Source organism: Streptomyces smaragdinus, from assembly GCF_009604385.1.
Taxonomy (GTDB): domain Bacteria; phylum Actinomycetota; class Actinomycetes; order Streptomycetales; family Streptomycetaceae; genus Streptomyces; species Streptomyces smaragdinus.
This window is the reverse complement of sequence record NZ_WEGJ01000009.1, coordinates 136,141-154,416: the sequence shown is the minus strand read 5'-3', so window position 1 is coordinate 154,416 and position 18,276 is coordinate 136,141. Positions and strand designations below refer to the sequence as shown.

At 73.4% G+C, this 18,276-nt stretch carries 16 protein-coding genes; 10 read left to right on the top strand and 6 right to left on the bottom strand.

The features are described from left to right. The first annotated feature begins 180 nt into the window (after positions 1 to 180). From SRB5_RS15425 to SRB5_RS15415, 3 genes are all read left to right on the top strand, one after another. Entirely contained in the window at positions 181 to 1,569 is a 1,389-nt protein-coding gene (locus SRB5_RS15425) for a M16 family metallopeptidase (protein WP_153452524.1), read from the top strand. 11 nt (positions 1,570 to 1,580) lie between these two features. Further along, positions 1,581 to 2,948: a M16 family metallopeptidase gene (locus tag SRB5_RS15420; RefSeq protein WP_153452569.1), complete on the top strand. Its 1,368-nt coding sequence runs from the start codon at positions 1,581 to 1,583 to the stop codon at positions 2,946 to 2,948. Positions 2,949 to 3,115: 167 nt separating this feature from the next. After that, positions 3,116 to 3,799: a GntR family transcriptional regulator gene (locus SRB5_RS15415; RefSeq protein WP_323377953.1), complete on the top strand. Its 684-nt coding sequence runs from the start codon at positions 3,116 to 3,118 to the stop codon at positions 3,797 to 3,799. Positions 3,800 to 3,852: 53 nt separating this feature from the next. Here the strand turns inward: SRB5_RS15415 and SRB5_RS15410 are convergent, their stop codons facing one another. Further along, a complete protein-coding gene (locus tag SRB5_RS15410; protein WP_153452523.1) occupies positions 3,853 to 4,134 on the bottom strand; it encodes an HPr family phosphocarrier protein in 282 nt (93 codons plus the stop codon). A gap of 89 nt (positions 4,135 to 4,223) precedes the next feature. Between SRB5_RS15410 and SRB5_RS15405 the strand changes: the two genes are divergently transcribed. From SRB5_RS15405 to SRB5_RS15385, 5 genes are all read left to right on the top strand, one after another. Then, on the top strand, positions 4,224 to 6,938 hold the full coding sequence (locus tag SRB5_RS15405) for a bifunctional acetate--CoA ligase family protein/GNAT family N-acetyltransferase (protein WP_153452522.1): 2,715 nt from the start codon (positions 4,224 to 4,226) through the stop codon (positions 6,936 to 6,938). A gap of 98 nt (positions 6,939 to 7,036) precedes the next feature. Then, complete coding sequence (locus SRB5_RS15400) at positions 7,037 to 8,050, top strand: hypothetical protein (RefSeq protein ID WP_153452521.1); 1,014 nt, start codon at positions 7,037 to 7,039, stop codon at positions 8,048 to 8,050. Positions 8,051 to 8,112: 62 nt separating this feature from the next. After that, positions 8,113 to 8,709 carry a DUF5998 family protein gene (locus SRB5_RS15395; RefSeq protein WP_153452520.1) on the top strand — a complete coding sequence of 199 codons (597 nt, stop codon included), beginning with the start codon at positions 8,113 to 8,115 and terminating at the stop codon, positions 8,707 to 8,709. Positions 8,710 to 8,722: 13 nt separating this feature from the next. Next, positions 8,723 to 9,895: an alkaline phosphatase family protein gene (locus SRB5_RS15390; RefSeq protein WP_323377952.1), complete on the top strand. Its 1,173-nt coding sequence runs from the start codon at positions 8,723 to 8,725 to the stop codon at positions 9,893 to 9,895. A 262-nt stretch (positions 9,896 to 10,157) separates the two neighbouring features. Further along, on the top strand, positions 10,158 to 10,808 hold the full coding sequence (locus SRB5_RS15385; RefSeq protein WP_323377951.1) for a thymidine kinase: 651 nt from the start codon (positions 10,158 to 10,160) through the stop codon (positions 10,806 to 10,808). 92 nt (positions 10,809 to 10,900) lie between these two features. Here SRB5_RS15385 and SRB5_RS15380 read toward each other — a convergent pair whose 3' ends face one another. The 3 genes from SRB5_RS15380 to SRB5_RS15370 form a co-directional block, all read right to left on the bottom strand. After that, positions 10,901 to 11,650, bottom strand: coding sequence for a helix-turn-helix transcriptional regulator (locus SRB5_RS15380; protein WP_153452519.1), 750 nt, complete (start codon positions 11,648 to 11,650; stop codon positions 10,901 to 10,903). Between the two features lie 132 nt (positions 11,651 to 11,782). Further along, the gene (locus SRB5_RS15375) at positions 11,783 to 13,231 is read right to left on the bottom strand and encodes a multicopper oxidase domain-containing protein (RefSeq protein ID WP_153452518.1); all 1,449 of its coding nucleotides are present in this window, start codon (positions 13,229 to 13,231) and stop codon (positions 11,783 to 11,785) included. Between the two features lie 74 nt (positions 13,232 to 13,305). After that, complete coding sequence (locus SRB5_RS15370; protein WP_153452517.1) at positions 13,306 to 14,346, bottom strand: multicopper oxidase family protein; 1,041 nt, start codon at positions 14,344 to 14,346, stop codon at positions 13,306 to 13,308. 208 nt (positions 14,347 to 14,554) lie between these two features. Between SRB5_RS15370 and SRB5_RS15365 the strand changes: the two genes are divergently transcribed. Further along, positions 14,555 to 15,241, top strand: a complete 687-nt coding sequence (locus SRB5_RS15365) for a YcnI family copper-binding membrane protein (RefSeq protein ID WP_153452516.1) — start codon at positions 14,555 to 14,557, stop codon at positions 15,239 to 15,241. Beyond that, positions 15,238 to 16,938 carry a copper resistance CopC/CopD family protein gene (locus tag SRB5_RS15360; RefSeq protein WP_153452515.1) on the top strand — a complete coding sequence of 567 codons (1,701 nt, stop codon included), beginning with the start codon at positions 15,238 to 15,240 and terminating at the stop codon, positions 16,936 to 16,938. Before SRB5_RS15365 ends, SRB5_RS15360 begins: the two co-directional genes overlap by 4 nt. Before the next feature lie 43 nt (positions 16,939 to 16,981). Here SRB5_RS15360 and SRB5_RS15355 read toward each other — a convergent pair whose 3' ends face one another. Then, positions 16,982 to 17,785: a phosphotransferase gene (locus SRB5_RS15355; RefSeq protein ID WP_153452514.1), complete on the bottom strand. Its 804-nt coding sequence runs from the start codon at positions 17,783 to 17,785 to the stop codon at positions 16,982 to 16,984. A gap of 42 nt (positions 17,786 to 17,827) precedes the next feature. Beyond that, entirely contained in the window at positions 17,828 to 18,217 is a 390-nt protein-coding gene (locus SRB5_RS15350; RefSeq protein WP_153452513.1) for a DUF5997 family protein, read from the bottom strand. Positions 18,218 to 18,276: the final 59 nt, after the last annotated feature.

Below are 18,276 nucleotides of genomic sequence, written 5' to 3'. Positions count from 1 at the left end.
TGCTCCTTCGATCCGGGCTTTCGCGGTGTTCCCAACAAGCGACGCCGACCATTGTGGACCCAACCACCGACAGCCGGGTGCGGCGCCCCGGCGAACCCCCTCGGGCGAGGGACCCGTCATACAGTGGACAGCACGCATTCGTGCACGGCACGGCAGACGATCGAAGGGACTCCCAGGCCCATGGGTACAGCTCCTCCCCGGGGGGACACCCCCCCGACCCCGCAGGCCGGCGGGCGCACGGCAGACGAACTCCGGGACGTCACGCTCGGCAACGGGCTGCGGGTGATCCTCTCGGAGGACCACCTCACCCCGGTCGCCGCCGTGTGCCTGTGGTACGACGTCGGCTCGCGCCACGAGGTGAAGGGGCGCACCGGCCTTGCCCACCTGTTCGAGCACCTGATGTTCCAGGGCTCCGGACAGGTCGAGGGCAACGGGCACTTCGAGCTCGTCCAGGCGGCCGGCGGTTCACTCAACGGCACGACGAGCTTCGAACGCACCAACTATTTCGAGACCATGCCCGCGCACCAGTTGGAGCTGGCGCTGTGGCTGGAGGCCGACCGGATGGGCTCCCTGCTGGACGCCCTGGACCTGGCGGGCCTGGACAACCAGCGGGACGTGGTGAAGAACGAGCGCCGCCAGCGGTACGACAACGTGCCCTACGGCACCGCGTTCGAAAAGCTCACGGCGATGTCGTATCCGGAGGGCCACCCGTACCACCACACGCCGATCGGGTCGATGGCCGACCTGGACGCGGCGTCGCTGGAGGACGCGCAGAACTTCTTCCGCACGTACTACGCGCCGAACAACGCCGTGCTGTCGGTCGTCGGCGACATCGACGCGGACCGGACGCTGGAGTGGGTGGAGAAGTACTTCGGCTCCATCCCCTCGCACGACGGCAAGCAGCCGCCGCGCGACGGCTCCCTGCCGGACGTCATGGGCGGCGAGCAGCGCGTCGTCCTCGAGGAGGAGGTCCCCTCGAGGGCGCTCATGGCCGCCTACCGGCTGCCCGAGGACGGCTCCCGCGAGGCGGACGCCGCGGACCTGGCGCTGACGGTGCTGGGCTCCGGCGAGTCCTCCCGGCTGTACAACCGGCTGATCCGCCGCGACCGTACCGCGGTGGCCGCCGGCTTCGGCATGCTGCGGCTGGCCGGCGCCCCGTCGCTGGGCTGGCTGGACGTCAAGACGTCCGCCGGCGTCGAGGTGCCGCAGATCGAGGCGGCCGTCGACGAGGAGCTGGCGCGGTTCGCCGCCGAGGGGCCCACCCCCGAGGAGATGGAGCGGGCGCAGGCGCAGATCGAGCGCGAGTGGCTGGACCGGCTGGCGACGGTCGGCGGACGCGCGGACGAACTGTGCCGCTACGCCGTCCTCTTCGGCGACCCGAAGCTCGCCCTGACCGCCGTGTCCCGGATCCTCGAGGTCACCCCGCAGGAGGTGCAGGCCGTCGCGCAGGCGCGGCTGCGTCCCGACAACCGTGCGGTGCTCGTGTACGAGCCGACCGCGACGACGGCGCCGGACGCCGAGCAGACCGACGTCGAAGACCTCGCGCAGGAAGAAGAGGCGGGCCAGTGACCACCAGCAAGATGACGTTCCACCCGCAGCCCCAGCCGGGTGAGGCCACCCCGTGGGCGTTCCCCGCGCCCGAGCGCTCCACGCTGCCCAACGGGCTGACGCTGCTGACCTGCCACCGCCCCGGCCAGCAGATCGTGGCCGTCGAGGTGTTCGTCCCGGCCCCCCTGGACGCCGAGCCCGAGGGCCTGGACGGCGTCGGGACGATCATGGCGCGGGCCCTGTCGGAGGGCACCGACAAGTACAGCGCCGAGGAGTTCGCCGCCGAGCTGGACCGGTGCGGCGCCTCCCTCGACGCGCACGCCGACCACCCGGGCGTCCGGGTGTCGCTGGAGGTCCCGGCCTCCCGGCTGCCCAAGGCGCTGGGCCTGCTCGCCGACGCCCTGCGCGCGCCCGCCTTCCCCGAGACGGAGGTGGAGCGGCTCGTCGCCAACCGCCTCGACGAGATCCCGCACGAGCTCGCCAACCCCGCCCGGCGCGCGGCGATGGCCCTCAGCGCCTCGCTGTTCCCCGCCGACAGCCGGATGTCGCGCCCCCGCCAGGGCACGGTGGAGACGGTCGAGCGCATCGACGCCGCCGCCGTCCGCGCGTTCTACGACAAGCACATCCGCCCGGCGACCGCGACGACCGTCGTCGTCGGCGACCTGACGGACGTCGAGCTGGGCGCCGCCCTGGAGACCACCCTCGGCGCCTGGACCGGCGGCGCCGGCGAGGCGTCCGCGCCGGCGCCGATCACCGGCGACGACACCGGCCGGGTGATCGTCGTGGACCGTCCCGGCGCGGTGCAGACGCAGCTGCTCATCGGCCGCGTCGGCCCCGACCGGCACGAGCGGGTGTGGCCGGCGCAGGTCCTCGGCGTGTACTGCCTCGGCGGCACGCTGACGTCGCGGCTGGACCGGGTGCTGCGCGAGGAGAAGGGCTACACCTACGGCGTGCGGGCCTTCGGCCAGGTGATCCGCTCCGACGAGGCGGGCGGCGGCGCGTCGCTGCTGGCCATCAGCGGCTCGGTCGCCACCGAGGTGACCGGTCCGGCGCTCGAGGACCTGTGGCAGGTGCTGCGCACGCTGGCCGCCGACGGGCTGACGGACGCCGAGCGCGACGTCGCGGTGCAGAACCTGGTGGGGGTGGCGCCGCTGAAGTACGAGACGGCCGCCGCCGTCGCCGACACCCTGGCCGAGCAGGTCGAGCAGCATCTGCCGGACGACTGGCAGGCCACGCAGTACATCCGGCTGGCGGAGACCGGCACGGTGGAGGCCACGGCCGCCGCGATCGCCGCGTTCCCGGTGGACCGCCTCGTGACGGTGCTCGTCGGCGACGCCGCGCAGATCGAGGGCCCGGTGCGGGCGCTGGGCATCGGCGAGGTGACGGTCGTCAAGGGCTGACTCTCTCCGCCGGGCCCCGCACTCTCCCCGGGTGCGGGGCCCGGCTGTTTCCGGCCGGCGGAATTCCCGCGGTAATTCGAACGGCGTCGCGTATCGGGTCTCCCCGGGTATTCTCGGTAACGGGCGGTACGCATCCGGGTATTCGGCGGCAGACGGGGAGGGCCGAGGTGAGCGGGGGATCCTCGCACGCGGTGTGCACGGCGATCCGGGACGCCATCGTCGCGGGCCACTTCCCGCCCGGCTCCCGGCTGACGGAGGAGCATCTCGCCCGGCGGTACGGCGTCTCCCGCGTCCCCGTGCGCGAGGCGCTGCGCACGCTGGAGTCGGAGGGCTTCGTCACGACCCGGCGCCATGTCGGGGCCTGCGTCGCCGAGCCCACCGCGCAGGACGCCGCCGATCTGCTGGACATCCGGGCGCTGCTGGAGCCGCTGGGCGCCGCCCGCGCGGCCGAGCGGCGCACCCAGGCGCACCTCAAGGTGCTGCACGGCCTCGTCCGCCTCGGCCAGGAGCGGGCGCGGCGCGGGCAGTTGCCGGAGCTGGCGGCGCTGGGCGCCTGGTTCCACGAGACCCTCGCGCAGGCCACCGGCAGCCCCAGCCTCGCCGCGCCGCTGGTGCAGTTGCGGCGGAAGATCTCCTGGGTGTACGCGGGCGCCTCGCACCACCGGGCGGTGGAGTCCTGGGCGGAGCACGGGGCCATCACGGACGCCGTGACGCGCGGCGACGCGGAGCGGGCCCGGGCGGTCGCCGCGCTGCATGTGGAACGGTCGGCGGCGGCCTACGAATTGCGCCGGCCGGCGGGCGGTGTGAGTTCCCGGAAACATTCCGTAAACGTGAGCGGCGAGCGGGCGTAACACCATTCCCGTATACGACGGGAATTCACCGGGACAATCCGGCGCCGGGGAAATCAGACCGTCTCCGGCAGCTCCTCCAGCCCCTCCGCGACGAGCTTCGCCAGCCGCTCCAGCGCCGCCTCCGCCCCCGCGTCCTGCGCCGCCAGTACGACCTCCTCGCCGCCGCGTGCCCCCAGCCCCAGCACGGCGAGCATCGACGCGGCGTTGACGGGGCTGCCGTCCGCCTTCGCGATGGTCACCGGGATCCCCGCGGCCGCGGCCGCCCGTACGAAGATCGAGGCCGGCCGGGCGTGCAGCCCTTCCGGCCAGCCGACGGTGACACGGCGTTCGACCATGGTGTTGCCCTCCCGGGTAGTGACGGCGCCTTCCCCAGAGTGCACCGCCCTCCCGGCGACCGCGACCCGATCCCCCGTACGCTGTGTCCATGGGTGAGACGACCGGCCCCGCATATCCCGCGCACTGGGAGGCCGACGTCGTCCTGCGCGACGGCGGCACCGCGCGGATCCGCCCCATCGTGCCCGCGGACGCCGACCGGCTGGTCGCGTTCTTCGCCCGGGTGTCCGACGAGTCGAAGTACTACCGGTTCTTCGCCCCGTACCCCCGGCTGACCGAACGCGACGTCCGGCTCTTCACCCACCACGACTGGACCGACCGCGTCGGTCTCTGCGCGACCACCGGCGACGAGTTCATCGCCACCGTCCGCTACGACCGCCTCCCGCCCGGCGAGGGCGGCCCGCACCAGGCGGAGGTCGCGTTCCTCGTCCAGGACGAGCACCAGGGCCGGGGCATCGCCTCCACCCTTCTGGAGCACATCGCCGCCTGCGCCCGCGAACGCGACATCCGGCGCTTCACCGCCGACGTGCTGCCCAACAACATGAAGATGATCAAGGTCTTCACGGACGCCGGCTACACCCAGAAGCGCACCTTCGAGGACGGCGTCGTCCGGCTGCAGTTCGACCTCGAGCCCACCGACCGCTCCGTCGCCGTGATGCGCGCCCGCGAACAGCGCGCCGAGGCCCGCTCCGTGCAGCGCCTGCTGTCCCCCCGCTCGGTCGCCGTGATCGGCACCGGCCGGCGCCCCGGCGGCGTCGGGCGCACCGTGCTGCGCCATGTGCTGGACGGGGGCTTCACGGGCGAGGTGTACGCGGTGAACTCGGCGTTCACCGACGAGCGGCTGGAGCCCGAGGGCGTACGGGCCCACCGCTCCGTCCGCGACATCGACGGCCCCGTGGACCTGGCGGTCGTGGCCGTACCGGCGAAGGCGGTGCCGGACGTCGTCGCCGACTGCGGGGAGAAGGGCGTCCAGGGGCTCGTCGTGCTCTCCGCGGGCTTCGCGGACGCCGGCCCGGCGGGCCAGGACGCGCAGCGCGACCTGGTGCGGCTGGCCCGTACGTACGGCATGCGGATCATCGGCCCCAACGCCTTCGGCCTGCTGAACACGGCGGCGGGCACCCGGCTGAACGCGTCCCTGTCGCCGTACCTCCCCGGCCCCGGCCGGATCGGCCTGTTCACCCAGTCCGGGGCGATCGGCATCGCCGTGCTGGCGGAGCTCGGCCGCCGGCCGGGCGCGGGCGTCTCGTCGTTCGTCTCCGCCGGCAACCGGGCCGACGTCTCCGGCAACGACTTCCTGCAGTACTGGGACGAGGACGAGGGCACGGACGTCGTGCTCATGTACCTGGAGTCCATCGGCAACCCCCGCAAGTTCACCCGCCTCGCCCGCCGTACGGCCGAACGCAAGCCCGTCGTCGTGATCAAGGGCGCCCGGCACTCGGGCGCCGCCCCCGCCGGCCACCACGTCGCGCCCAGCGGCATCCCCGACGAGACGGTGTCCGCGCTGCTGCGCCAGGCCGGTGTGATCAGGGTGGACACCGTCACCGAGCTCGCCGACGTCGGCCTGCTGCTCGCCGGGCAGCCGCTGCCCGCCGGACCGCGCGTCGCCATCCTCGGCAACTCCGAGTCCCTGGGCCTGCTCACCTACGACGCCTGCCTCACCCAGGGCCTGCGCCCGCTGCCGCCGCGCGACCTGACGACCGCCGCCGAGCCGGCCGACGTCCGCGCCGCCCTCGCCGAGGCCCTGTCCGACGACGCCTGCGACGCGGTCGTCGTCACCGCCATCCCCTCCGTGCACGACCCCGACGTCCCGGCGGCCGCCGCCGTCGCCACCGAGGCCGACACCCGGGCCCTCGCGGCGGTGCTGCGGGAGGCCACCGAGGGCGCCGTGAAGCCCGTCGTCGTGGTCCACCTGGCGATGGACGGCCTGCCCGCCGCGCTCGGCGACATCCCCGCCGTCGACATGGGCCAGCGCGCCGCCCGCGCCCTGGCCGAGGCGGTCCGGTACGCGGACTGGCGCCGCGCGGCGACCGTGCCGGGGCGGGCGCTGCCGGAGTTCGACGACCTCGACGAGGACGGCGCCGGCGCCGACATCACAACCCTCCTCGCCGCCGCCGGCGAGGGCACCGCGCTGCGGCTGACGGCCGGCGACACCGCCCGGCTGCTGGCCCGCTACGGCATCACCGTCTGCCCGTCCGCCCCCGCCCCCACCGCCGACGAGGCCGCCCGCGCGGCCACCGCCCTCGGCTACCCCGTCGCCCTGAAGACCACCGCCGCCCATCTGCGCCACCGCCCCGACCTCGGCGGCGTACGCCTGGACCTGGCGGACGAGGAGGACCTGCGCCGCGCCCACACCGAACTCACGTCCGCCCTCGGCGCCGACCTGGGCCTGGTCGTCCAGCCGATGGTGCCGCGCGGCGTGGACACCCTGGTCCGCGCCGCCGTCGACCCCGGCGCCGGGGCGGTGCTGTCCTTCGGCGTCGCCGGGGCGCCCGCCGAGCTGCTGGGCGACGTGGCCCACCGGCTGCTCCCCGCCACGCCCCGGGACGCCGCCGAGCTGATCCGTACGATCCGGGCGGCGCCGCTGCTCTTCGGCTGGCGCGGGGCGGCGCCGGTGGACACCGACGCGCTGGAGGAGCTGCTGCTGCGGCTGTCGCGGCTGGTGGACGACCACCCCGAGGTGATCGCGGTGGAGCTCTCCCCGGTGGTGGTCTCGGCCACCGGCGTCGCGGTCCTGGCGGCCACGGCGACGCTCGCCCCGCCGCCGCCGCGCACGGACCTGGGACCGCGGACGCTGCCCGCGTACTGAACACACTTGCGCCGGTTCGGGTTGACGCGCTAGAACTCTGCCCTCAGCTGGGGGGACTTGCGTCGGCGACGCCGCGTCCGGGGTGGAGAGAGCGGGAATTGGACGACGTCGACACGCCTGCCGCGGGCAGCGGTTCGGGCCTCACCTACGAGGAACGCCAGGAGCGCGTCCGCGAGCGGCTGCGCGCCGAGGCCGCGGCGCGGATCACCGCCGCGGAGCCGAAGGCAGGCCGGGAGCGGCGGCGGTTTCGCCGGGGGGTGGTGATCGCGTGTGTCGTGGGGGCGGTGGCGCTGGCTTCGTGGCTGCCGGACTTCTTCGACGCGGTGCGGCGGGAGCTGGCGAAGCCCCCGGCCGAGCAGGCGGACCCGTACGAGCCGAGTGAGTCCGATCCGTGGGCGGGGTCTCCGGCGGAGGGGTGGTACGAGGGGGCCGACGCGATCAAGCTGCCGAAGGCGAAGGCCGTCGGGAAACTGAGCGCGAAGCAGGTCGGTGACGCGCTGCGGCAGGTCAAGGACGTCCTCGTCGACACGGGTATCGATCCCGGCACCCTGCGCGGGGGCCGCCCCGGCCGGCTGCTCTCGTCCCTCGACCCCGGCGACAACGTGACGCTCTACGAGATCGAGCGCGCGCTGGAGGAGCCCGACGACTACTACGACCCCACGGTCTACACCACCCGTTTCAAACCGGGGCAGGTCGAGCTGGCCACCGACAAGGTGAAGGTTGAGGGCGCGATGTCCTTCCGGGAGAGTGACTACCGGGGTGTGCAGGTCCACGCCGACTACTCGTTCGTCTACGCCGTGAGGCGCCCCGGCCGCTCGGGCGTCACCCGCGTGATCGTACGACGCGTAATCGACATGGCCATGATTGATCCGGGCAATGTGCCCGCCGAAGAGCGCGATCAGTACAGCGTCGGGAAGCTGCGGATGGTGGGGTGGCAGGCCGACATCAGCAATTCGGCGTGCGGCGTCTACGACGGGTTCCTCCACCCCCAGTTCGACGACGAGGAGGCGATCGGCGACCCCGTGGACGGCCCGGGGGCCGACCCGTACGACCGGGGGAGCGAGATCGACGACGACGCCCGCGCGGAGTGCGGCTACGCGACCCGCGTCTGACCCCCGGCCAGGGGTCCCGCGGGGTGCCGTCACCCCACGTCTCACCCCTTATGCTGGGCCCCATGGCAAAGACCGGTACCCCGACCCAAGGCCTGCGTGAGGCGATCGAGCGCAGCGGCTACTACCCGGCCCTCGTGGCCGAGGCGGTCGAGGCCGCCGTCGGCGGGGAGCCGGTCAGCGACTACCTGGTCCATCAGGAGACGACCTTCGACTCCAACGAGGTCCGGCGCCACGTCACGGTGCTCGTTCTGACCCAGAGCCGGTTCATCGTCAGCCACACCGACGAGCAGGCCGCCGACAGCACCAGCCCCACCCCGTACGCCACGACGTCGACGGAGAGCGTCAAGCTCTCCCGGATCTCCTCCGTCGTCCTCAGCCGCGTCGTCGCCAACCCCGAGTCGTACACTCCCGGCACCCTGCCCCGCGAGGTCGTCCTCACGGTGGGCTGGGGCGCCGTCAGCCGGCTCGACATGGAGCCGGCGTCCTGCGGCGACCCCAACTGCGAGGCGGACCACGGCTACACGGGCTCCTCCACCGCCGACGACCTGAGCCTGCGCGTCAGCGAGGCCGGCGACGGCCCCGAGACCGTCCGGCAGGCGCTGGCCTTCGCCAAGTCGCTCTCGGAGATCACCTCCCAGGCCTCCGGCCCCGCCGCCTGATGGCCGCAGCCCGGTGACCGGCGCCGCCCCGAGCGCCGACTGGCCCGCCCCCCTCGACCCCGCCCACGCCCCCGTCCCCCGCTACGGGGACGCCGGCCTCGCCGACCTGCTGCCGACCCTGGCGGCGGGCCTCGGCGTGCCCGGTCCGACGGCGATCCTGCCGCTCGAGCCGGTCGACCGCGCCTGCGTCTTCCTCATCGACGGCCTCGGCTGGCAGCAGCTGCGCGAGCATCCGGACGAGGCCCCGTTCCTGTACGCGCACGCCACCGGCGACCCCATCACGGCGGGCTTCCCGTCCACCACGGCGACCTCCCTGGCCTCCGTCGGTACGGGCCTGCCCCCGGGCGCGCACGGCCTGCCCGGGTACGCCGTCCGCAACCCGGCCACCGGCGCCCTGATGAACCAGCTCCGCTGGAAGCCGCACACGGACCCGCACGTCTGGCAGCCGTACCCGACCGTCTTCCAGCTGGCGCAGCGGGCCGGGGTCCACACCTGCCAGGTGTCGGCGCCCGACTTCGCGCACACCCCGCTGACGAAGATCGCCCTCAGCGGCGGCCGCTTCCACGGCCGGATCTCCGGCGAGGAGCGGATGGACCTGGCGGCGGCGCAGCTCGGCGCGGCGGACCGGTCGCTGGTGTACACGTACTACAGCGAGGTCGACGGCAAGGGCCACCGCTACGGCGTCGACTCCGACGCCTGGCGCGGCCAGCTGATGTACGCCGACCGCCTCGCCCAGCGCCTCGCCGAACAGCTGCCGCCCCGCTCCGCCCTGTACGTCACGGCCGACCACGGCATGACGGACATCCCCTTCACCCCCGAGGCCCGCTACGACTTCGACGAGGACTGGGAACTCGGCGCCGGCGTCGCCCTGCTCGGCGGCGAGGGCCGCGCCCGCCACGTCTACGCCGTCCCCGGCGCCGCGTCCGACGTCCTGGCCGTCTGGCGCGACGTGCTGGGGGAGCGGGCCTGGGTGGCGGGCCGGGACGAGGCGATCGCGCTGGGGTGGTTCGGCGACCGGATCGACGACCGGGTGTACGAGCGGCTGGGCGATGTGATCGTCGCGGCCGCGGACGACATCGCGATCGTCGCGACCCGTACGGAGCCGAACGAATCCTCGCTGGTCGGAATGCACGGCACGCTGACGCCGCGGGAGCAGCTGGTGCCGCTGATCGAGATCCGCGGATAGCCCCGTTCCGGGACTCCGCGCCGACCACTGTTCGCCCTGACCTAGACTGGGGCGGTTGTTCGACCACGCTGAAAGGGCCACCTTCCCCAGATGTCCGAACTGGCGTTTTTCTCCGGAACGATGGACTGCGGAAAGTCGACCGGCTTGCTTGGGTATTCGCCATCGGTTGGTTGGGGCATCGTTCGGCTGGTGTGGCGTTTGTCTTCTGTTGTTCGAGTTGGTTGTGTGGGGCGGGGTCTGTCGTTCGTGGGGTGTCTGTCGGGTGTCTGAGCTGGCATTTTTCTCCGGGACGATGGACTGCGGGAAGTCAACTTTGGCGCTACAAATCGAACACAATCGCTCCGCCCGGGGTCTGCAGGCGCTGATCTTCACGCGGGACGACCGGGCCGGTGAGGGGAAGCTGTCGTCGCGGCTGGGGCTGGTGACCGACGCGGTGGAGGCCGAGGCGGATCTCGATCTGTACGGGTATGTGGTGAGGCGGTTCTCTCAGGGCGGCCGGGTCGACTACGTGATCGTGGACGAGGCGCAGTTCCTGCTGCCGGCGCAGATAGACCAGCTGGCGCGGATCGTCGACGACCTGGATCTGGACGTCTTCGCCTTCGGTATCACCACGGACTTCCGCACCAAGCTCTTTCCCGGCTCCCAGCGCCTGATCGAGCTGGCCGACCGGGTGGAGACGCTCCAGGTGGAGGCCCTGTGCTGGTGCGGGGCGCGGGCCACGCACAACGCCCGTACGGTCGGCGGGGTGATGGTGGTCGAGGGGGAGCAGGTCGTGGTCGGTGACGTGTCCAACGGTGCGGGGGAGATCGGGTACGAGGTGCTGTGCCGCCGGCATCACCGCAAGCGCACCACCCGCGCCACGGCCGGCGCCGGGGCGCTGTCGCCGGACGTGCTGCCTGTGACGCCCGCCTGAGGCCGGCCTCGGGGTGAGCCGGACCGGTCGGCTCGTCCTCGCGAAACGTACGCGCGTTTGAATAACACGCCCTGCGGCGGATCCTCGACGGGTCAGCCGGCGACGCGGCCCGCCCAGCCGGGCAGGGCCTCCACGTCGTCGTCCCCGGCGCTGTCCGCGGCGGTGGAGGGGCGCAGTTGGGCGATGCAGGAGTGCGGGGCCGTGAAGCGGTCCAGGCGGGAGACCTCGAGAGGGGCGTCGGACTCCGACAGGGCGCCGCGCATCAGGCCGAGGTGGATGGCGCAGACGACGCCGGGCCGGCGGTCGGCGACGGTCCGGAAGGGGCAGACGCGCAGCTCGAGCCGGTGGCCGTCCGCGCTGTCACGGGCGGGGGAGAATCCGGCGCGGTCGAGCAGTTCGGTGATCCGCGTGATCGACTCCTCCTCCGTCGTACGGGAGAAGGGGACGGGGCGGGCGGCCAGATAGCGTCCCCAGGCCTCGCCCACGGCGCTCGCGGTGGCCCCCGGATCGTCGGAGGTGGCCGCGAGGTGTCCGGCGAGCATTTCGGTCAGAAGCTGGTATCCGCTGCTCTCCGGGGCGGGTTCGGCGTCCGGTGCCGGGGCGGGCCGCATCGCCGTGTAGACCATGCGGGGCCGTCCCGGGCCGTCGGGGTCAGCCCGGTCCTCGTGGATCTCTCCCGACCGGATCAGCCGCTGGAGATGGAAGCGTACGGAATTGGTGTGCAGATCCAGTCGTGCGGCGATGTCCGGCACGGTCATCGGCGTTCGCGAGCGGCGCACGGTGTCGAGGACGGCGGCGCGGGTCGCGTTTGCGGGTTTTCTGGGGGGCTGTGGACCGGACATGAGGTAATTGTACAAATGATTGTGAAAAACTCATAGGGGTCATGGTCGCGGCCGGACGCCGGGGAGGCGCGCGGGCCGAAGGCCCGGCGCCCGGGGTGCGGGTGTCGGGCCGTTCGGTGGGAGGCGCGGATGTCAGTGGCCGGTGGCGCCCTTCGCCGCGCCGCCGCCGTCGCCCACGACGAAGGTGCCGGCCCCGCCGCGGGAGAGGCTCTTCATGACGTGGTTGACGATGGTGTACGTGCCCGCCTTGGCGGCGGTGAACTCCACGAACCCGCCCTGGGTGGTGCTCAGGTCGAGGGTCTGGGAGCCGCCCGCGCCGGTGCGCTTGAGGAGGTATTCGCCCTCCTTGTACACGGTGTCCCAGATCTGGCCCACGATGTGGAAGGCGAGCGGCTCGTTGATCGCCGCGTTGTCGACCCAGATGCGGACGCGGTCGCCCACGGCCACCTTGATGGGCGCGTAGGCGTACTGGTTGTAGTAGCCGTTGAAGGCCACGCCGTCGCTCTGGCCGGCCAGCATCTTCTTGAGGTCGCCGACGCCGCCCTCGGGGCCGAGGTTCAGCTCGGAGTGGACGAGGACGAACTCCTTGTCGACCTTCGGCAGCTTCGGCGGGTCGATGATCACCGCACCGTACATTCCGTTGCTCATGTGCTGGATCATCGGCGCGGCGCCGCAGTGGTACGTGAAGATGCCCGCGTACTCGGCCTTGAACTCGTAGACCAGCGACTCACCCGGCTTGATCTGCCGCATCTCGACGGTGGGGTCGACGAGGGAGGCGTGGAAGTCGATGGAGTGGTTCATCGTGCCGGCGTTCTTCAGGGTGACGCGGAAGGTGTCGCCGACCTTGCCGCGCAGGGTGGGACCGGGGGCCGTGCCGTTGAAGGTCCACTGCAACTGGGTGACGCCGGGGGCTACTTCGTTCTTCTTCTCCCTGGCGGTGAACGTGACCTGGTGCAGCCGGGCGGGGTCGGCCGCGGGGAGGGACGGGTCGACGGCCTTCCACTTCGGGGAGGGCTTGGCGTTGGCGTCGATGACGGCGTCGTTGTCCGCGGCGGCGGACTTGGTGTCGCCTGAGTGGGCGGGGGCGGTCGCGCCCTTGACGTTGACGGCCAGGACCATGCCGGCGTCCTTGTGGCCGGCGACGGTGCACCAGGCCACGGCCGACTCGGTGAACGGGGCCCAGGTCAGTTCGCCGGTGGTGCCGGACTCGAAGGTTTGCGGGTCGGCGCCCTCGAGGGCGATGTTGTGGTCCTGGGAGCCCTTGTTGGTGACGTGCAGGGTCACTTCGGCTCCGGCGGGGACCTCGATGGCGGCGGGCTTGATGTAGAGGTCGCCGAGTTCGATGTCGAAGCTGACGGGGGCGACGTCCGTGCCGGTGCCGGCGGCGGCGACGGTGTGCGGGCCGGCGCCCGGGGCGGCGGCGCCCGAGGGGTCGTCGGACCGGAAGACGCCGACGAGGATCAGACCCGCGAGGAGGCCCAGGGTGAGGGCGACGCTGACGACGGGCGTCAGGGGGCGGGCGAGGCGGAGGAGTCGGTTCGACGGGGTGTCTGCCGAGGGGGGATCCGTGCTGATGGACACGGTTGCTCCAGTCTGCGGCCGGTCGGGCGGCCGCGTGGATCGGATGGGTGGGCTCGGGAGGTCCGTACGGCGGTTCAGGTGACGATGAGTTCGGTGAACATGCCGGTCATGCCCTTGGAGCTCTCGGAGTGGGAGAGGATGTGGCAGTGCCAGGACCAGGTGCCGAGCTGGTCGGCCTTGATCAGTACCGAGTAGCGCTCACCGGGGGCGATCAGGATCGTGTCGGCCTTGTACGGGTCCTCGAGCGGGAAGCCGTCCTTGGCGACGACCAGTTGGTCCAGGCCGTGCAGGTGCATGGGGTGCGGCATGTCGCCGGCGTTGTAGTAGTGCACGAGGAGTGACTGGCCCTTCTTCAGCCTCACCGGTGCGGTGGCGGGGAAGGACTTGCCGTTGAAGGTCAGGCCGAGGGCGCCGCTGTCCTGGAGGGAGAACGGGATCTCCTTGTCGGGCTTCACGTTGCCCGGGAGCGGCAGGTCGCCGATCTGGAAGGTGCCCCACAGGCCGGAGGTCACCTGCTTGACGCCGTCGTGGTGGGAGTGGAACCAGCCCACCGACTGCCGGCTCGCCGTGATGTCGTACGTGAAGCTCTTGCCCGGGGGGACCGGGTCCTGGGTGACGTTGGCGACGCCGTCCATCTTGTTGGTGACGGGGATGCCGTGCCAGTGGATGACGGTGGATTCCCTGAGTTCGTTCTTCAGGATCACCCGTACCCGATCGCCCACGTCCACGCGGATGGCGGGTCCGGGTATCTGGCCGTTGTAGGCCATCGCGTCCACGGTCTTGCCGGGTTCGACCTCCCACTTGATGTTCTGTGCGGTGAGGGTGAACTGCTTGGTGCCGTCCGCCAGGATCTTGGGTGCGAGGGGCTGTGCGCCGGTGCCCTTGGTCTTGGCCGGGAAGGACTTGTCGCGCTTCGCCATCTCCTTGTCCATGGCCTTCCAGTCCATGGCGGCGTGGGGGTCGGGCGCGTCGGGGGAGGCCGGGTCGTCCGTGGCCGTGTCACGGGCGGCGGCGGCCGCGGGGGCGGGGGCAGATTCCTGGGGGACGGTCCACCAGGGGACGGCCAGGGCGACCGAGAAGGACGCCAGGCCGGCCAGGATCTTGGTTCGCGTCATGTCGACTTCCTCTGTGCGAGGGGGAGTTACGTAAGATTTTTATCAGAAAAATTAACCGAGTGTGGTGTGTTCTGGACCACGCGACCGGCTGGGTGGGTCGCCAAGTGGCGTGTGACGTGGGGTTCTTGTTCTCTCGCGGGGTGGTATTTATAGTAAAAATTCAGCGGAGTCCCCGCCCCGGACTCCGGCCCCTCCCCGAGGAGATCCCATGACCGAGTACGCCCTGCGCCGAGCAGCCGTCGCCGCCCTGTCCACGGGCCTCGTGCTGCTGGCGGGTTCCGGGCCGGCCGCCGCCCATGTCGGTGTCACGCCGGAGTCGGCCGCCCCGGGCGGCTACAGCAAGCTGACCTTCCGGGTGCCCGACGAGCGGCCCGACTCCGCCACCGTGCGGGTCGAGATCGCCCTCCCGGAGAAGCAGCCCGTGGCCTCGGTCTCCGTCAAGCCCCTCCCCGGATGGACGGTCACCACCCGGCGGAGGGAACTGTCCACGCCCCTGAAGGCGCACGGCGGCGAGATCACCGACGCGGTGTCCCGCATCGTGTGGAGCGGCGGGGAGATACGGCCGGGCCAGTTCCAGGAGTTCGAGGTCAGCCTCGGCCCGCTGCCCGAGGCCGGCGACAGCATGGTCTTCAAGGCCCTGCAGACGTACGACGACGGGGAGGTCGTGCGCTGGATCGACCTGCCCGCCGCGGACGGCGGCAAGCCCGAACGTCCGGCCCCCGTCCTGCGGCTCGCCGGGCCCGCGACCGCCTCTGCGGCCCCGAAGGAGACCGCCGCCGTCACCGCCCCGGCGGCCGGGGACGACGGCACCGCCCGGTTCCTGGGCGTCGCCGCCCTGGCCGTGGCGCTCGGGGGCGCCGCCCTGTCGCTGGTCACCCGCGGCCGCCGGTCATGAGACACCTGCGGCGTCTGCTGCCCGCCGCGCTGCTCGCCGCGACGGCCCTGATCGCCCTGTCGGCCGCCCCCGCCCTCGCCCACGCCGAAGTGGTCTCCACGGCTCCCGCGGCCGGGGCGGCCCTGCACCGCGCACCCGCCACCGTGGACGTACGGTTCAGCGAACCCGTCCAGGCCGCGCCCGACGCGATCCGGGTACTGGCCGCCGACGGGACCCGGGTGGACCGGGGCGACGCGGCCCCCGTGCCCGGCGACGCCGGGACCCTCGCGGCGACCCTGCGGCCCGGCCTGGGCCGGGGCACGTACACCGTCGCCTGGCGCATCACCTCCGCCGACTCCCACCCCGTCCACGGCGCCTTCGCGTTCACCGTCGGGGAGGCGCCGGGCGCCGCCGCCCCGCTGGCCGGCGCCGACCGGGGAGCCGATCCGGCGGTCGCCGTCCTGGTGCGCGTGGCCCGGGGCGTCGGCTACGCGGGCCTGGCGCTGCTCGTCGGAGCCGCGGGAGCGGCCCTGTTGCCGGGCACGTCCGCCGGCCGGGCCACCCTCGTGCGGCAGACCCGCGCCGGCGGGATCGCCCTCACCCTGTCCGCCGCGGTGAGCCTGCTCGCCCAGGGCCCGTACGCCGCCGGAACCGGCCTCGCGTCGCTGCTCGACCCCGACCCGCTGGCCGCCACGCTGTCCGGCCGGACGGGTGCGGCGGAGGCGCTGCGCGTCCTTCTGGCCGCCGGGCTCACCCTGGCCGCCGCCGACCCCCGGGTCACGCCGGTGCCGTCCCCCGGCGGCCGGTGGGCCCGCCCCGTCTCGTACCTGCCGTTCGTGCCGCTCGTCGCCCTGGCGGCCACCTTCGCCGCCACCGGTCACTCCGCCGCCGGCCGGTACGTCCCGCTCGCCCTCACCGCCGACGTGGTGCATCTGACGGCGATGGGCCTGTGGCTCGGCGGGCTGGTGGCGCTCGCGGCTCTGCTGCCGGGGGGCGGGCCGGTCCCGCCGTCGTCCGCCCTCGTCGCGGCCGTGCGCCTGTTCTCGCGGCTCGCCGGCTGGTGTGTGGTCGTCCTCGTCGCCACCGGCACCGTGCTGCTGCTGCGGCAGGTGGACTCGGCGGACGATCTGCCGAGCACCGGCTGGGGGAGGTATCTCCTGGTCAAACTGGCCGTGATCGTCGTCCTCCTCGCCGTGGCCCGCCGCGCCCGGGCCTGGACCCGGCGGCACGCGCCCGGCCGTGGCGCCGGTTTCGCCCCGGCGGCCCTGCGGTCGATGCGCCGGACCCTTGCCGTGGAGGCGGCGATCGGCGCGGTCGTCCTCACCCTCTCCGTCCTGCTCGCCGGCTCGTCCCCGCCCTCGGACCGGGCCGTCCGCCCGTCGGCCGTGACCCGCGGCGCGGCGTACGACACCGGCGGGCCGGGGGGCAGCGGCACGGCCACCGCCGTGCTGACGCCGCGGCCGGACGGTTCCACGGCCGTGGACCTGACCCTGACCGCCGCCGGTGACACGCCCGCGAGGCCCGCCGAGTTCACCGCCGCCGTGTCCCTGCCGGCCCGCGATGTCGGACCGCTGGCCCTGGACCTGGAGTCGGTGGGCCCGGGGCACTGGACGGCCTCGACGACCCTGGCCCCGAAGGGCGCGTGGCGGCTGGTCCTCACCATTCGCACCTCGGACATCGACGGGACGACGGTGACCGTTCCCGTCACCGGTCCGTGAGGGGCCGGTCGGCCACGTTTCCCGCCGGGCGGCGCGGCGGTCCCTACGCGGCCAGGGCCGCCGTGAACGTGTCGCGGTGGGCCGTCAGCCAGTCCTGGATGCGGTCCCAGCGCCGCCAGCCGCCGCGGTCCGCGAGGGAGCGGATGTACGCGGGGTCGCCGGCGGAGACCCGGTCGGCGACGAAGGTCCGGCAGACGGCGGTGGCCTGTTCGACGACCGCGGGGAGGGCGGCACGGTCGTCGGGGGAGAGGTCGTAGGCGTCGGCCAGGACGCGCAGGCGTTTTACGGGGTCCAGGCCCGGGGGGTAGAGGGCCGCCGCGGACTCCGGGTCGAGCATGGGGGCCCAGTAGCGGGCCGTCATGGCGACGTCCCAGACGGGGCGGCCGGGGGCCGACTGGTCGAAGTCGATCAGGGCCGCCGCGCGGCCGTCGCGGAAGACGACGTTGTCCGGGCAGACATCGTTGTGGCAGAGGATCGGTCCGCCGGACGGGTCGGCCAGGGCGCGGGGCCAGTCCGCCGCCGGGTCCGGGGGGATCGCCGCGGCGGTGTCGTGCAGCCGGCGCAGGAGGCGGCCCACCGACTCCAGTGCGGTGTCCGTCATCGCCCAGTCCGGGAACGGGGGGAGGGCGACGTCGCCCGGGACGAAGGTCAGCTGTTCGCGGCCGTCGGGGGTGAGGGCGAGCGGTCGGGGCGCCGCCGTGAAGCCGTGGGCCGCCAGGGCGCGGAGGTGGGTGTGCAGGGCGGGGGCGGTGCGGGGGGCCGGGCGGTCCACCGCGGTGCCGTGGCGGTAGACCGCGCCGGCGTTCGCCGTGCCGCCGGTGAGGGTCTCGCGTCGGGGTGGCGTCATGGCGGTCACGCTACTGCCGCCGGGTGACCGCCGGACGGGATCTCAGGCCGCCTGGTCCTTCTCCGCCTTCTTGGCCTTGATCCGCGCGGTCTCCTTGCGGACCTCCTCCTGGACGGCCCGCTCCCGGAGCAGCCACTCCGGCGCCTCCGTCTTCAGCGCGTCGATCTGCGCCGTCGTCAGCGCCTCGGTGACGCCCCCGCGCGCCAGGCCCGAGATGGACACCCCGAGCTTCGCCGCCACGACCGGCCGCGGGTGGGGGCCCTCGCGGCGCAGGGTGCGCAGCCACTCCGGCGGATCGGTCTGCAGGGCGTTCAGCTCGGCGCGCGACACCGTCCCCGACCGGAAGTCCTCGGGGGTGGCGTCGAGATACACGCCCAGCTTCTTGGCCGCCGTGGCGGGCTTCATGGTCTGGGCGTTCGGCTGCGCGTTCATGGGACCAGGATACGAGCCCGCGGCCCGCGGCGACGCGCTGCCCGGACCAGGGCATACGC

Coding starts and splice junctions, on each gene's coding strand:
- SRB5_RS15425 (WP_153452524.1), top strand. CDS start 181: ATGGGTACAGCTCCTCCCCGGGGGGACACCCCCCCGACCCCGCAGGCC.
- SRB5_RS15420 (WP_153452569.1), top strand. CDS start 1,581: ATGACGTTCCACCCGCAGCCCCAGCCGGGTGAGGCCACCCCGTGGGCG.
- SRB5_RS15410 (WP_153452523.1), bottom strand. CDS start 4,134: ATGGTCGAACGCCGTGTCACCGTCGGCTGGCCGGAAGGGCTGCACGCC.
- SRB5_RS15405 (WP_153452522.1), top strand. CDS start 4,224: ATGGGTGAGACGACCGGCCCCGCATATCCCGCGCACTGGGAGGCCGAC.
- SRB5_RS15395 (WP_153452520.1), top strand. CDS start 8,113: ATGGCAAAGACCGGTACCCCGACCCAAGGCCTGCGTGAGGCGATCGAG.
- SRB5_RS15380 (WP_153452519.1), bottom strand. CDS start 11,650: ATGTCCGGTCCACAGCCCCCCAGAAAACCCGCAAACGCGACCCGCGCC.
- SRB5_RS15370 (WP_153452517.1), bottom strand. CDS start 14,346: ATGACGCGAACCAAGATCCTGGCCGGCCTGGCGTCCTTCTCGGTCGCC.
- SRB5_RS15365 (WP_153452516.1), top strand. CDS start 14,555: ATGACCGAGTACGCCCTGCGCCGAGCAGCCGTCGCCGCCCTGTCCACG.
- SRB5_RS15360 (WP_153452515.1), top strand. CDS start 15,238: ATGAGACACCTGCGGCGTCTGCTGCCCGCCGCGCTGCTCGCCGCGACG.
- SRB5_RS15355 (WP_153452514.1), bottom strand. CDS start 17,785: ATGACGCCACCCCGACGCGAGACCCTCACCGGCGGCACGGCGAACGCC.
- SRB5_RS15350 (WP_153452513.1), bottom strand. CDS start 18,217: ATGAACGCGCAGCCGAACGCCCAGACCATGAAGCCCGCCACGGCGGCC.